Raw genomic sequence first — 13,911 nt, 5'->3', positions numbered from 1 at the left:
AGAGCATCAGCGGTCACAGGCGTCCGGCGCAACAGCCGACGGCCGTTGTGCGCCGGTGGAACCATCCCAGGCCATGTGACGTGCAGGTATGTGAGTGCCTGGGACAAGCGACGGGGGCGGGACAACGGTGTCGGACCAGGGGGACGCGGCCGCGGTGGCGCAGTTCGCGGCGCTGCTCACGCGGCTGAAGGAACGGACGGACCGCAGCTACGGCCAGTTGGCTCGTCGACTGGCCATGAACACCTCGACGCTGCACCGCTACTGCGCCGGGGAGACGGTCCCGCTGGACTTCGCCCCTGTGGAGCGGTTCGCGGCACTGTGCGGGGCGACGCCGGAGGAACGGCACGAACTCCACCGGCGCTGGCTGCTCGCGGTGGCGGCACGGCAGCGATCGCGCCCGCAGGAGCCGACGTCGACACCGACGGCACCCCCGGTCGAACCGGCCGTCGAGGCGAACGAGGTGAACGAGGCCGATCCGGTCACCGTCGTCCGCGCCCCTGAGCCGCCCCGCCCCTGGTACCGCCGACGGCGAGCCCTCGTGGCCTCGGCCGCGGCCGTCGCCCTGATCGCCACGCTCGGCAGTCTGTCCGCCCTCTCGGACGACCGCTCCTCCGCCGCCGACTCCGTGAGCCCCACCGATCCGGCCCGCTCCACCTCGGCCGCACCCACGTCACCCGACCCCACCGCGTCCAGGAAGAAGCCGAGCCCGTCCGCCTCCCCGAGCCGGGGGACCCCGTCGCCGTCCGGCTCCGGCCCGGGTCGGCCACACCCCGGCGCGTCCGCCAAGGGCGGCGACAGCCCCACCGGCGGCGCCGCCCCGGGGGCCGCCGTGCCCCTGTCCTGGACGGTCAACTCCCATGTCTGGAACGCGGGCTGCGGCCACCGCTACGTCATCGACAAGCCGTCGGCGCAGGTGCCACCGCCGCCGGTCGCGCAGGACGCCGCGACCTGGGCGGCGGCGCAGGGCGCGCTGCACGGCGGCGAGACGATGGTGCAGGTGTCCGTGCAGGGGCGCAGTTCCACGGCCGTGGTCCTGGAGGCGCTGCGCGTGCGGGTGGTCGGACGATCGGCCCCGGCCGGGGGCAACTCGTACGCCATGGACAACGGCTGCGGCGGCGCGCTCACGCCGCGCATGTTCTCCGTCGACCTCGACGCGGACCGGCCGATCGCCCGCTCGGAGGCAGGCAACGACGGCGAGAACGAGATCCCGGCGATCCGGATGCCCTACCGCGTCTCCGCCGAGGACCCCGAGATCCTGCTGGTCACCGCGCGGACCGTCGGCTGCGACTGCACCTGGTACCTCGAACTCGACTGGTCCTCCCAGGGCCGCACCGGCACCGCCCGCGTCGACGACCACGGCACCCCGTTCCGCACGACGGGCGACAAGAAGCTGCCGCAGTACTCGTACGACTACTCGAACCGGAAGTGGGTCTCGGAGGACTAAAGGACTAGAGGACTAGAGGACTAGGGTCGAGGGACGTTGCGCAGATTCGAGCGGGCCATCTGGAGCATGCGGCCCACGCCGCCGTCAAGGACGATCTTCGAGGCGGAGAGGGCGAAGCCGGTGACCATCTCCGTGCTGATCTTCGGCGGGATGGAGAGGGCGTTGGGGTCGGTGACGACGTCGACGAGGGCCGGGCCCTTGTGCTTGAAGGCGTCCTTCAACGCCCCCGCGAGTTCCTTGGGCTTCTCGACACGGACACCGTAGGCACCGCAGGCACGGGCGACGGCGGCGAAGTCGGGGTTCTTGTTCGTGGTGCCGTACGACGGGAGTCCGGCGACCAGCATCTCCAACTCGACCATGGACAGGGAGGAGTTGTTGAAGAGGACGACCTTCACGGGCAGGTCGTACTGCACCAGGGTCAGGAAGTCGCCCATCAGCATGGAGAATCCGCCGTCGCCCGACATCGACACGACCTGCCGCTTGCGGTCGGTGAACTGGGCGCCGATCGCCATCGGCAGTGCGTTGGCCATGGAGCCGTGCGAGAAGGAGCCGATGACGCGGCGGCGGCCGTTCGGTGAGATGTAGCGGGCTGCCCAGACGTTGCACATGCCGGTGTCGACCGTGAACACGGCGTCGTCGGCGGCGAGTTCGTCGAGGACGGAGGCGACGTACTCGGGGTGGATCGGGACGTGCTTCTCGACCTTGCGGGTGTAGGCCTTCACCACGCCTTCCAGCGCGTCGGCGTGCTTCTTGAGCATCTTGTCGAGGAAGCGCCGGTTCTGCTTCTCCTTCACCCGCGGGGTCAGACACCGCAGGGTCTCCTTCACATCGCCCCACACCGCGAGGTCCAGCTTGGAGCGGCGGCCCAGGTTCTCGGGGCGGACGTCGACCTGGGCGATCTTGACGTCGTCGGGCAGGAACGCGTTGTACGGGAAGTCGGTGCCGAGCAGGATCAGCAGATCGCACTCGTGGGTGGCCTCGTAGGCGGCGCCGTAACCGAGCAGACCGCTCATGCCGACGTCGTAAGGATTGTCGTACTGGATCCATTCCTTGCCCCGCAGGGCGTGTCCCACCGGTGACTTGATCTTCTCGGCGAACTCCATGACCTCGGCATGCGCGCCGGCCGTGCCGCTGCCGCAGAAGAGGGTGATCCGGGCGGCCTTGTCGATCATCTCGACGAGCCGGTCGATCTCGGTGTCGCCGGGGCGGACCGTGGGCCGGGTGGTGACGAGCGCGGTCTCCAGCGGCTTGTCCGGGGCCGGGTCGTCGGCGATGTCACCGGGAAGGGAGACGACGCTGACGCCCGAGCGGCCGACCGCGTGCTGGATCGCCGTCTGCAACAGCCTCGGCATCTGCTTCGGGCTGGAGATCAGCTCGCTGTAGTGGCTGCACTCGCGGAACAGCTGGTCGGGGTGGGTCTCCTGGAAGTAGCCCAGGCCGATCTCGCTGGAGGGGATGTGGGACGCGAGGGCGAGGACCGGCGCCATGGAGCGGTGGGCGTCGTAGAGACCGTTGATGAGGTGCAGGTTCCCCGGGCCGCAGGAACCGGCGCAGGCGGTGAGCCTGCCCGTGATCTGTGCCTCGGCGCCCGCGGCGAAGGCGGCGGTCTCCTCGTGCCGTACGTGCACCCAGTCGATGCCGGCGTTGCGGCGCACGGCGTCGACGACCGGGTTCAGGCTGTCGCCGACGACGCCGTAGAGGCGCTTGACCCCGGCGCGGACGAGGATGTCTACGAACTGTTCGGCGACGTTCTGCTTGGCCATGAGTCCATGTATCCACACCCCCCGCGGTTACGCCTCCCACACGGCGGCGGCCGTACGGTCGTCGGCGTAGCCCTTCACCCGGACCTGGGTGTCGGCGAGGAACGCGGCGAGGCCCGGCGCGGTGGGGCCCGCCCAGCGTCCCGTGAGGTAGTCGCTCAGTTCCGGCTCACCCCGCAGGGGCTCCGCGAGGCCGCCGCTGCACATCAGCAGCGTGTCACCCGGGCGGGCTACCGAGGCGCGGAAGCGGAACGGCTCGCGGGGTGGCTCGGGGGCGGGTTCGTAGGGGCTCGGCGGGGTGGGGATGCCGAGGTCCATGGTGAGGCGGTCGCCCTCGGGGGTCTCGGCGGGCAGCGAGCCGAAGCCGACGACCGGTTCGCCGGTCACGTCCAGGACGCGCGGCTCGATGTCCTGCCACTCGCCGTCCCTCAGCCGGAACAGGCCGCCCGCACCGACGCCGAAGAAGACACGGGTACGGCAGTCGGTGTCGGCGGGCAGGAGCAGACAGCGCAGGGTCGCGGAGTACTCCTCCGGGTCGATGCCCTGCTCGGCGGCGCTGGCGCGGAGTTTGCCGAGGCTGCGGTCGGTGAGGCGGTGCAGCCCCGACTTGAGGTCGCCGCGGCGGGCGGCCCTGAGGTCCTCGGCGAGGCGGGCGTGACTGCGGCCGACCGCACGGCCGATCCAGTGGCAGGCCTCGGCGGCGGCTCGATGGGCGCCGGGCGTGGCCCGGGCGCCGGTCGCCATCGCGACGAGGACCAGGGCGTGGTCGCCGGTGCCGAAGCGGGCGGTGAGGAGGGAGTCACGGCGGGGTTCGCCGCGGAAGCGGGCGGAGTCGCCGCGGACGGAGGCGGCGCGGAGGGTGCAGGAGCCGTAGTGGGCGCCGTCGAGGACGGTGTCGGCCACGAGGTCGTCGAGGTCGTCGGGGTCCGCGGGCGGGAGAGCGGTGGGTTCGGCTTCGTAGGTGGGCGGGCCTGAGCCCAGGTAGGTGACGGGGGATGTGGGCGGGAGGGTGGGGAGGTCGAGGCGGGTGGCCGTGCGGACGGGTTGCTGCGTGTCCGGGTCGCCCGGGGTCGGTGCTGGGGGGTGGGTCTCGCTCGCCCGGGCCGGCGGGGTGCCGCTGCGTCCACCCGTGCCGCCCTGCGGCACGACTGCCCGCAGTGGCGCCGGTGGTTCGGAATCGGCGGGCTGCGCCGGGATGTCAGCCCTCTCCGCGTCCCCGTTCACCGTGCCCGCCGCCGACTCGTATCTGTCGTCCAGTGAGTCGGGCGCGGACGTGGGGCCCGCGTCCGGTGTCCTGTCGTCGTACAGCTGTCCCCACCAGTCGTCCTCGTGGCCGGTGGGCCTTCCCCCCTGATGGCTCATGCCCCTAATTGTCCACCGCTGGGGCCGGATGAAAACGGGGCAACCGGAAAATCAGCAGGTCGTGCGAAACAAGGCCGCCGGGCGGCTCCACCCCCCACGGGAGAACCGCCCGGCGACATCCGGGTGACCCGGGCCTTCGATCCCCTGGCGCGCTAGCGCACGTCGTAGGCCCGGGTCACGATCTGGGTGACCGAGTTGCCGTTGGCGTCGGTCAGGTCGGCCCTGAGTGTGACCTGCTTCCCTGTCGCGGAGCTGTGGTCGAGGACCGCGGACCACACGCCGTCCCGCCGCTCGGTCCGCGCCTGCGTCCAGGTCTCACCGCCGTCGTAGGAGTAGGCGAGCCGTACCGACGTCAATTCGCCCGGGTGGTAGCCCGCGTGGCCCGTCGCCGTGAGGGTGATGCGTTGGCCGGCCTTCGCGGGGAGGGTCTTGAGGCCGTCCTCGGGGAGGGCGTAGTACGGGAACAGGAGCGGGATGCCCTGGGAATAGGCGTTCTCGTCGAGTGCCGAGCGGAAGGACCACGTCGTGGTCGTCTGCGTCGTCCTGTTCCAGGCGCGGGCCGGCTGGCCGAACTTGGCCGTGTTCAGGGTGAGTTCGTACGACGACTCCTGTGCCGGGACCGTGAACACCCCGAACGGATAGGGGCTGTCGCCGATGGTCTCGCCGTTCCGCTTCAGGATCATGCCGCCCAGGTCGCCGAAGCTGCCCTGGACGCCGATGTGTCGGGTGTCGCCGTAGAAGGCGGGGGCGACGCCGATGAGGTTGCCCTGGCGTTCGGCGGCCAGTGCCTCGGTGCCGGTGTCGTCGAGGGGGCCGGTCGGCGCGAGGACACCGCCGTACCACTCCTCCTGACGACGCTCGCCCTTCTCGTACGTCCGCACCGGGTCGATCATGAACTCGCCCCACGGGAAGCTGCTGGACAGCTGGTGCCCCCAGCCGGTCGTGCCGGGGGTGAGGTACTCGGTGCGGGTGAAGGGCGCGGGGACGGTCTCGAGGTCGCCGAAGTAGCCGGACAGGCCGTTCGGGCGGGTCATGGTCTGAAGGTCGATGTGGTCGGTGGCACCGCCCGACATCGACCTGTACGTCGCCGTCGTCGCCGCCAGTTCCCGGTCACGGGCGTGGTAGGCGCGGTCGCTCCGGATCTCTCCCGTCTCCGGGTAGGCGAGGTTGTAGAGGTACGGGCTCTTCGCCGTGGCCGTCCAGCGCAGGGTCACGTCGCTTCCCGCCGCGAGGAGCGCCCGCGCCTCCTCCGTCGGGATGCCCAGGATCGGCAGGGTGCCGCCGGTGAAGCCCGCCGACGGGTACCAGCGGCCCGGCGCCTCGCGGTAGCCGAGGACGGCGATCGCGCCGGCCGCTTTCGCGCGGTTCGCGACGTCGTAGGCGCTGCCGCTGTCCGGCAGCTCGACGAGTGCGATCTTGCCCTTGGCGCCCGAAAGCTCCTCCGCCGTACCGGACTTGGCGTCGTGGAGCGGTGCCCGGCCCGTGCCGTCGAGGTTGACGGAGCTGGTGGACGCGGTCACCGGGTGGAGCTGCCGCCCGCCCACGACGGCGAGTTCGGTGATCTGCGGGGCTGCCGCACGCCAGAAGCTGTCGAACTCGAAGGTGCCGTCGGTGGCCTTGCCGTTGACGGAGGCGTAGTAGCCGCGCAGGGAACGGCCGCCTGCCGCGGTGCCGCCGTGCAGCCAGGTGTCGTCCCACGAGCGGGCGAAACCGAGCGTGGCGCCCCGGAGTTCGGTCGTCCGGTCCGTCCGGACACTGAGGCGGTGGGCCCCTCGGGCGTCCAGGACGACCGTCGTGTCCCCGCGGATCTCCAGCTGCGGACGGGCCAGGTAGGAGAGGGAGTCGTAGAGCGTGCCCGCGGTCTCCGGGGTGGTGATGAAGCTGGAGAGGAAGTAGCTGCCGGGGCGGATCGCGTACGTCTGGTCGACGGCCCCGTCGTTGAAGCGGCGTTCGCCGGTGGCGTCGTCGGTGCCGATGACGTCGACGGAGGAGGCGCCGGTGGCGGGGTTGCCGAGGCGGTCGATCAGCTTGACGCGCAGGGTGACCGTCTCGGGCTGGACGTAGAGCGAGAAGGGGGTGGAGACGGTGACGCCGCCTGCGGCCTCCGCCAGGACTCGGCCCGTGATGTCGCCGTACTGGGCGCGCTTGAGCGTGGCCGTCGGGTCGACGCGGAGCGGGATCTCGACCGTCTTCCCGGCAGGGACGGTGACCGGTGAACCAGCTCCCGGGCGGGCGATCGGCGAGCGGACGGCGGAGCCGTCGTTGCCGGTGATCCCCGTCACCGACAGCTTCAACTCCACCGCCCCGTCGGTGGTGTTGGTGTACGGCACGGAGACCGTCGTGCGGTCGGTCGCGTCCTGCGGCCAGTCGTAGGTGCCGGCCTGGACGGCGGGCGCGCCGAGGACCCTCTGGTCGACGGCCGCCTTGACGTCGAGGCGACCGCCGCCGGTCTCCCGGACGTCGCCGGGGATGCCGGCGTCGGCCGAGGAGACGAGGGCCGCCTTGATCCGGGCGGCGCTCCAGTCGGGGTGGCGCTGCTTGACGAGGGCGGCGGCGCCCGCGACATGCGGAGTCGCCATCGACGTACCGCTCATGGACTGGTAGGCGTACACGCCGCGGCCGCCCGCGTTGGCGGCGGAGATGCCGACACCTGGTGCGGTGATCTCGGGCTTGAGGGTGTGGGAGCCGTAGGCCGGGCCGCGGCTGGAGAAGTTCGCCGTGGAGTCGTCGCGGTCGACGGCGCCGACGGTGAGGACGCTCGGGGCGCAACCGGGCGAGGAGACCGTGTTGTTGCCGGGTCCCGAGTTGCCGGCGGCGATGACGAAGAGGGTGTCCGTGCTGGAGCGGGCCAGTTCCTCGGTGGCCTGGGCCATGGGGTCGGTGCAGTCGGTCTGCTCGGGGTTGCCGAGGCTCATGGAGACCACGTCGGCGCCCTGGTCGACGGCCCACTGCATGCCGGCGATGATCCACGAAGTCTCGCCGTAGCCGCCGTCGTTGAGGACCTTGCCGTTGAGGAGCTCGGCGCCGGGGGCCACGCCCTTCTTCCTGCCGTCGCTCGCGGCTCCGGTGCCGCCGACGGTGGAGGTGGTGTGGGTGCCGTGGCCCTGGTGGTCGTCGGCGTCGGCGGAGTCGGTGAAGTTCTTCGCCGCGCTGATCCGGCCCTTGAGGTCGGGGTGGTCGGCGTCGACGCCGGTGTCCAGGACGGCGACCTTGGTGCCCTTGCCGTCGTAACCGGCGGCCCAGGCCTCCGGGGCGTGGACCTGCCTGGTCGAGCGGTCGAGGGTGGCGGACACCTTGGCGTCCAGCCACAGCTTCTTGAGCGAACCCTGGTCGACGTCGTCCCAGAAGACGCCGGCCTTCTCCTTGTCCGCGTCGAGGGCCACGCCGTCGATCGAGTCGAGCACACGGTCGCGGGCGGCGCCGCGCGGGGTCTTCGGAACGCTGCGGGCGGTGACGGCACGGTCGTACGTCGCGATCAGCGGCAGCGTGTCGGTGTGGGCGTCGTCGTAGCCCTGCCGGACCAGGCCGGTGACGTTGAACAGCTCCTCGTCGACCCGTCCGGCGGCCAGCGCCTCCATCGCGCCCTCGGGATAGACGTACAGGTCGTCGCCGTCCTGGCGGGTCTGGGTGAACGGGGTCGTGCCGTCCGCGCCGGGCAGGGCCACCGCCCCGTCCTTCGTGACGAGGACCCGGTCACCGGTGACGAGGGTGACGACGGCGCCGGAGCCGGGGGTGGCCCCGCTGCCGGTCAGTGGTCTCGACGGGCCCGGATCCTCGGCCGCGTGAGTGGGCGCGGCGGTCGTGACGGCCAGCACGACGGCGGTCGCCGCCCCCATGGCCGTACGGCGTATCGCTCTCGCCAAGATCGCTCTCCTGCCGTGTCGCCGCATGCCCGCGTACGCGAAACGCGCAGGCCGAAGAGGCCCAAGTCGGGCATTGCGGACGGTGGTTGATGCTGCGGTGGCGCCACGATGGCAGAGCGGCGGGTGGTGCGGCGATGATGTGCCGAGGCGGGTTTGCGCCGTGGCCGGTTCCCGCCACGGTGCCGTCGAGGCCGCTCGGGAGGGGCGTTGATGCTGGGTGTGCTGGGGCTGGACGAGACGCACGAGTCGGCGTACCGGGCGCTGGTGTCCGTGGGCGCGGCCGACCTGCCCGATCTCGCGCGGCGGCTGACGCTCGCGGAGCACGACACCGAGCGCGCCCTGCGCCGCCTGGAACGGCACGGGCTCGCGGCCCAGTCCTCCGCCCGGCCCGGCCGGTGGGTCGCCGCTCCCCCGGGTGTGGCGCTGGGCGCGCTGCTCACCCAGCAGCGGCACGAGCTGGACAAGGCGGAGCTGGCGGCGGCGCTGCTCGCCGAGGAGTACCGGGCGGCGGCGGCCGAACCGGCCGTGCACGACCTGGTCGAGGTGGTGATCGGCGCGGCGGCGGTGGCGCAGCGGTTCCTGCAGTTGCAACTGGCGGCGACCCAGGAGGTGTGCGCCCTGGTCACCGGCAGTCCGGCGGTGGTCTCCGGCGGGGACAACGACGCCGAGGAGCAGGCGGCCGGGCGCGGGGTGCGCTACCGGGTGGTGGTCGAGCGGTCGGTCCTGGATCTGCCGGACGGCATCGGCGAGCTGTCCGCCGCGCTGGGCCGGGACGAGGAGATACGGGTGGTGGACCGGGTGCCGACCAAGCTGGTCGTCGCCGACCGCGCCCAGGCCCTCGTACCGCTGACCTCGCACACGGCGGAGCCGGCCGCGCTGGTGGTGCACGCGAGCGGGCTGCTGGAGCTGCTGTCGGGACTGTTCGAGTCGGTGTGGCGGGAGGCCCTGCCGCTGCGTCTGGGCACCGCCGGGGTGACGGAGGAGGAGGCCGACGCCCCCGACGGGACGGACCTGGAGGTGCTGTCCCTGCTGCTCGCCGGGATGACCGACGCGAGCGTGGCCAAACAGCTGGACCTGGGGCTGCGGACCGTGCAGCGCCGGGTGAAGCGGCTGATGGAACTGGCCGGGGTGACGACCCGGCTGCAGTTGGGCTGGCATGCGTACGACAGGGGCTGGGTGGCCCGGCAGTGAACTGAGCGAACCTTCCTGACCTGCGCCTTCTCGCACTGTCCGGCACCCTGGACAGATGGGAGTGTGGGACCTCCTGCTGGTCGGCCTGGTTCTGCTGCTCGGCCTGTGCGGAGTACTGGTGCCCGGGGTGCCGGGGTCGTGGCTGGTGTGGGCCGCGATCCTGTGGTGGGCGCTGAAGGACCCCCGGCCGCTCGCCTGGGGCGTACTGGTGGGGGCCACCGTGGTGCTGTTCCTGTCCCAGGTGGTGCGCTGGGCGCTGCCCCCGCGCCGGCTGCGCACGAGCGGGGCGACCCCCCGGATGGCGGTGTACGCCGGGGTGGGCGCGTTGCTCGGCTTCGTGCTGGTGCCGGTCGTGGGCGCGATCCCCGGCTTCATGGGCGGCGTCTACCTGTACGAACGCCTCCGCCTCGGCCGCCACGCGGAGGCGCGTGCGGCTCTGCGCACGGTGATGCGGCAGGGGGGTTCCAGCGTGCTGGCGGAGCTGTTCACCTGCCTGCTGATCGCGGGGGCGTGGCTGGGGGCGGTGATCTGGGGCTGACGGGCGGATTCCGGTGCCCGGGCTGATCCACCGAGGTCGCGCCTGGGGCCAGGGACCTAGGTCGGGGCTGGGCCGAGGAACCGATGTGCCGGGCGGCAACGGCGTGTTTGGCTGGCGGCATGACCGAATTCAGCGAGGCCGAGCGGGCGTATCTGACGTCGCAGCGGCTGGGGCGGCTCGCCACCGTCGATCCCCAGGGGCAGCCGCAGGCGAACCCGGTCGGCTTCTTCCCGCAGGACGACGGCACGATCCTGATCGGCGGCTACCAGATGGGCCGCAGCAAGAAGTGGCGCAACCTCCGGCAGAACCCGAAGGTCGCCCTCGTCGTGGACGACATCGTGAGCCTACGTCCGTGGAAGGTGCGCGGGGTCGACATCCGCGGTGAGGCCGAACTCCTGGTGGGACCGCATGAGTTGGGTCCGCATTTCAGCGAAGAGGTGATCCGGATCCATCCCCGCCGGATCCACAGCTGGGGCCTGGAGGACGCCCTCGACGGTTAGCAGTGCGGTCTTGCGCTCCAGCCCGCCGGCGTACCCCGTCATCGACCCGTTCGCGCCGATCACCCGATGGCAGGGCCGGACGATGAGCAGGGGGTTGGCGCCGATCGCCCCGCCGACGGCCCGTACGGCGGCCCTTGAGGCCCCGGCACGGGCCGCGATCTCGCCGTAGGTGACCGTCGCCCCGTAGGGAACGTCGTCCAGGGCGGCCCAGACCCGCTCCCGGAACTCGGTGCCCTGGGTGTGGAACTCCAGGCGGAACTCCTTGAGTTCCCCGGCGAAGTAGGCGGCGAGCTGCTCCGCCGCGTCCCGGAAGGGCCCGGGGTCGCGCCGCCAACTCTCCTGCACGACCCGCCCGTTCTTCTGCCCGGGCACCGACAGGGAGGTGAGCGCACCATCCGGGCCGGCGGTGAGGAGGAGCGGACCGACGGGGCTTTCGACGGTCGTCCAGTAGGTGGTCATCGGGACTCCAACTCCCCTGCGGTGCGCAGGTGTTGCAGGGCGTACGAGCGCCAGGGGCGCCAGCTGTCGGGGAGGTCGGGGCCGGGTGGGGCCACGTCCGGGTCGCCCAGGGCGCGGGTGCGGATGACGGCGACCGTACGGGCGTCGATGCCGGGCAGCGCGAGCAGCGCGGCCTGTGCGTCCTCGCGGTCGGCGCCCGGGTCGAGGCGCAGGACGCCGTCGGCGAGGGCGGCGGCGAGGGTCCCGACAGGGCCGTCGGCCTGGGCGAGGGCGGCGGCCTCCGGGAAGAGGTGGGTGAGGCTGCCGCAGGGGGCGTCGAGGGCCTTGCCGTACCGCCGTACGAGCCGCTCGGCCTCCGCCGCGCCGACGAGTGCCCGTACCGCGAGCTCCTCGGGGTCGGCCGCCCCGGGTGACCGCAGCCCGGGCCGGGCGGCGACGAGCGGGGCGAGCCGCGGATCGGCGCCGAGGCGCTCGTCGACGGCGTACGGATCGGCGTCGAGGTCGAGGAGCCGCCGCAGCCGGCCGACGGCGGTGGTCAGATCGCGCAGGTCGGTGAGGTGCAGCCGGGCGTCGAGCCAGCCCCGGGGCCGCTCGTCGACGGCGACGATCCCGGTGCCGTACGGCAGCCGGAGGGTACGCCGGTAGACCCGCTTCCCGGAGACCCCGCTGACCTCCTCGACACCGGGTACGGCCTCGGCGGCCAGGACGTCGAAGACGGCGGAGGACTGATAGGGCCCCCGATAGGCGAGCCGCAGCGGCACGCCGGCCGCCGGGGTGGCCGTGCGCCGCGATCCGGGGGCGGCGGCCCGCAGCTCGCTCGGGGTGGAGGCGTACACCGTCCGGATCGTGTCGTTGAACTGCCGCACACTGGCGAATCCGGCGGCGAACGCGATCTGGGTGACCGGCAGCTCGGTGGTCTGGAGCAGGATCCGTGCGGTGTGGGAGCGCTGGGCCCGGGCGAGGGCGACGGGACCGGCGCCGAGCTCGGCGGTGAGCTGCCGCTGGACCTGCCGGGCGCTGTACCCCAGCCGCCCGGCGAGCCCCGCGACGCCCTCCCGGTCGACGACCCCGTCGCCGATCAGCCGCATCGCCCGACCCACCACATCGGCCCGCACATTCCACTCCGCCGACCCCGGCACCGCGTCCGGCCGGCACCGCCGGCAGGCCCGGAACCCCGAGCCCTGAGCGGCGGCGGCGGTCGCGAAGAACCGCACGTTCCGCCGCCTCGGCGTGACGGCCGGACAGCTGGGCCGGCAGTAGATCCCGGTGGTGGAGACGGCGAAGAAGAACTCCCCGTCGAACCGCCCGTCCCGGCTCCGCACAGCTTCGTACCTGGTGTCTTCGTCCATCACACAGTCCAGTGTGCGTCCTGGACAGGAACAGGGCTGGCGGATTTCAGACACGGCATTGACAGCGCCCCGAAGGGGCGCGGGGAACTGCGCGAGCAACCACGACGAACCCGCAGCCGCCCCACAGATCCCGGCACCCCATTAGGCGCTACGCCCACCGCCCCCGCTTCACCTCCATCGCCGCCTTCCCCTCGGCCCCCCGCTTCTTCCACTCCCGCCGAAGCTCCGCACGGACCCGCGCATCGGTCTTCGCGACGATCCGCTGGTTCTCCCGCATCAGCTTCCGATAGCTCTCCAGCCGCCGCTCCCCCAGCTCACCGGAGTCGATCGCGGCCAGCACCGCGCACCCCGGCTCACTCTCGTGCGCGCAGTCATGGAACCGGCACGCGCCGGCGAGCTCCGCGATCTCGGAGAACACCTGCCCGACGCCGATCTCGGCGTCGAAGAGCCCGACGCCCCGAAGCCCGGGCGTGTCGATGAGGACACCCCCGCCCGGCAGCACGAGCAGATTCCGGGTGGTGGTCGTGTGCCGCCCCTTGCCATCGACGTCACGAGCGGCCTGGACCTCCATGACGTCCGAGCCGACCAGGGCGTTGGCCAGCGTCGACTTCCCGGCGCCGGACTGCCCGAGCAGCACCGACGTACCGCCGGAGGCCACCGCCGCGAGGACGTCGAGCCCGCCCCCGTCGAGGGCGCTGACGGTCAGCACCGGCACACCCGGCGCGGTCGTCTCCACGTCCTCGACGAGATGCGCGAGCGTCACGGCGTCCGGGACGAGGTCGGCCTTGGTGAGGACGACGACGGGCTGCGCCCCGCTCTCCCAGGCGAGGGCGAGGAACCGCTCGATGCGGCCGAGGTCGAGTTCTACGGCCAGCGACACGGCGACGATGGCGTGGTCGACGTTGGCGGCGAGGATCTGCCCCTCGGACCGCTTGGAGGAGGTGGAGCGCACGAAGGCGGTACGGCGCGGCAGATACGTCCGTACGTAGCGCGGGTTGCCGCCGGGTTCTACGGCGACCCAGTCGCCGGTGCACACGACCCGCATCGGGTCGTGCGGGGTGACGAACGCGGTGTCGGCGCGCAGTGTCCCGTCGGCGGTGACGACGTCGCACTGCCCGCGGTCGACGCGGACGACCCGCCCGGCGAGCAGTCCTTCGGCGTCGTAGGGGGCGAACACGTCCGCCCATGCGTCGTCCCAGCCGTAGGGAGCGAGCGCGGAGAAAACAGCAGAAGTGGAGCTGGAGGAAGTCAAGGGTGACCCTTCACAGGGCGGCCCCGGCAAGGAAGTCGGGTGAGGTCAGCCGGTGGCCACGGAGGTGGACGTGATGATCTGGATGCGAGCAGCGCTCATCGCAGTGACAGCCATCGGTCGACACCTCCTCGTAAAAGCTCACCCGGCCGGCTCGTCCGGCTGGAACGTCCACACCGTATCCGGGACCCCCTCG

Annotated in this window: 9 protein-coding genes and 1 pseudogene; 4 read left to right on the top strand and 6 right to left on the bottom strand. The window is 72.3% G+C overall.

From position 1 onward, the window contains the following. Positions 1 to 127 precede the first annotated feature (127 nt). Entirely contained in the window at positions 128 to 1,444 is a 1,317-nt protein-coding gene (locus ACIHIX_RS07630) for a helix-turn-helix domain-containing protein (RefSeq protein WP_399951220.1), read from the top strand. A 20-nt stretch (positions 1,445 to 1,464) separates the two neighbouring features. Here the strand turns inward: ACIHIX_RS07630 and ACIHIX_RS07625 are convergent, their stop codons facing one another. The 3 genes from ACIHIX_RS07625 to ACIHIX_RS07615 all read right to left on the bottom strand — a co-directional run bounded on the left by ACIHIX_RS07625 (position 1,465) and on the right by ACIHIX_RS07615 (position 8,402). Further along, positions 1,465 to 3,207, bottom strand: coding sequence for a pyruvate dehydrogenase (locus ACIHIX_RS07625; protein WP_399951217.1), 1,743 nt, complete (start codon positions 3,205 to 3,207; stop codon positions 1,465 to 1,467). A 27-nt stretch (positions 3,208 to 3,234) separates the two neighbouring features. After that, positions 3,235 to 4,566: a protein phosphatase 2C domain-containing protein gene (locus ACIHIX_RS07620; RefSeq protein WP_399951214.1), complete on the bottom strand. Its 1,332-nt coding sequence runs from the start codon at positions 4,564 to 4,566 to the stop codon at positions 3,235 to 3,237. Between the two features lie 152 nt (positions 4,567 to 4,718). Then, complete coding sequence (locus ACIHIX_RS07615) at positions 4,719 to 8,402, bottom strand: S8 family peptidase (RefSeq protein WP_399951946.1); 3,684 nt, start codon at positions 8,400 to 8,402, stop codon at positions 4,719 to 4,721. A 237-nt stretch (positions 8,403 to 8,639) separates the two neighbouring features. On the opposite strand from ACIHIX_RS07615, the gene ACIHIX_RS07610 reads away from it, so the two are divergent. The 3 genes from ACIHIX_RS07610 (at position 8,640) to ACIHIX_RS07600 (ending at position 10,658) form a co-directional block, all read left to right on the top strand. Further along, positions 8,640 to 9,620 (top strand): helix-turn-helix transcriptional regulator, encoded by a 981-nt coding sequence (locus ACIHIX_RS07610; protein WP_399951212.1) that lies wholly within the window; start codon positions 8,640 to 8,642, stop codon positions 9,618 to 9,620. A 55-nt stretch (positions 9,621 to 9,675) separates the two neighbouring features. Further along, complete coding sequence (locus tag ACIHIX_RS07605) at positions 9,676 to 10,158, top strand: DUF456 domain-containing protein (protein ID WP_399951209.1); 483 nt, start codon at positions 9,676 to 9,678, stop codon at positions 10,156 to 10,158. Between the two features lie 119 nt (positions 10,159 to 10,277). Beyond that, complete coding sequence (locus ACIHIX_RS07600; protein ID WP_399951206.1) at positions 10,278 to 10,658, top strand: PPOX class F420-dependent oxidoreductase; 381 nt, start codon at positions 10,278 to 10,280, stop codon at positions 10,656 to 10,658. On the opposite strand, the pseudogene ACIHIX_RS07595 reads toward ACIHIX_RS07600, so the two are convergent. The 3 genes and pseudogenes from ACIHIX_RS07595 to rsgA form a co-directional block, all read right to left on the bottom strand. Continuing rightward, a pseudogene (locus tag ACIHIX_RS07595) lies at positions 10,635 to 11,117 on the bottom strand (methylated-DNA--[protein]-cysteine S-methyltransferase); the annotation flags it as partial. The gene ACIHIX_RS07600 and the pseudogene ACIHIX_RS07595 sit on opposite strands and share 24 nt — an antisense overlap. After that, complete coding sequence (locus ACIHIX_RS07590) at positions 11,114 to 12,466, bottom strand: DNA-3-methyladenine glycosylase 2 family protein (RefSeq protein ID WP_399951203.1); 1,353 nt, start codon at positions 12,464 to 12,466, stop codon at positions 11,114 to 11,116. The pseudogene ACIHIX_RS07595 and the gene ACIHIX_RS07590, both read right to left, overlap by 4 nt. A gap of 148 nt (positions 12,467 to 12,614) precedes the next feature. After that, entirely contained in the window at positions 12,615 to 13,718 is a 1,104-nt protein-coding gene (rsgA, locus tag ACIHIX_RS07585; RefSeq protein WP_399951200.1) for a ribosome small subunit-dependent GTPase A, read from the bottom strand. Between the last annotated feature and the right edge of the window lie 193 nt (positions 13,719 to 13,911).

It is taken from the genome of Streptomyces sp. NPDC051913, assembly GCF_044593635.1.
Lineage (GTDB): Bacteria > Actinomycetota > Actinomycetes > Streptomycetales > Streptomycetaceae > Streptomyces.
Note: the sequence above shows the minus strand (reverse complement) of the source record. Positions and strands in the feature narration are given on the sequence as shown.

What these genes read in the sequence shown, in the direction of transcription:
- ACIHIX_RS07600 (WP_399951206.1), top strand. Translation starts at nt 10,278, where the DNA reads ATGACCGAATTCAGCGAGGCCGAGCGGGCGTATCTGACGTCGCAGCGG.
- ACIHIX_RS07610 (WP_399951212.1), top strand. Translation starts at nt 8,640, where the DNA reads ATGCTGGGTGTGCTGGGGCTGGACGAGACGCACGAGTCGGCGTACCGG.
- ACIHIX_RS07620 (WP_399951214.1), bottom strand. Translation starts at nt 4,566, where the DNA reads ATGAGCCATCAGGGGGGAAGGCCCACCGGCCACGAGGACGACTGGTGG.
- ACIHIX_RS07590 (WP_399951203.1), bottom strand. Translation starts at nt 12,466, where the DNA reads ATGGACGAAGACACCAGGTACGAAGCTGTGCGGAGCCGGGACGGGCGG.
- ACIHIX_RS07625 (WP_399951217.1), bottom strand. Translation starts at nt 3,207, where the DNA reads ATGGCCAAGCAGAACGTCGCCGAACAGTTCGTAGACATCCTCGTCCGC.
- ACIHIX_RS07605 (WP_399951209.1), top strand. Translation starts at nt 9,676, where the DNA reads ATGGGAGTGTGGGACCTCCTGCTGGTCGGCCTGGTTCTGCTGCTCGGC.
- ACIHIX_RS07615 (WP_399951946.1), bottom strand. Translation starts at nt 8,402, where the DNA reads ATGGGGGCGGCGACCGCCGTCGTGCTGGCCGTCACGACCGCCGCGCCC.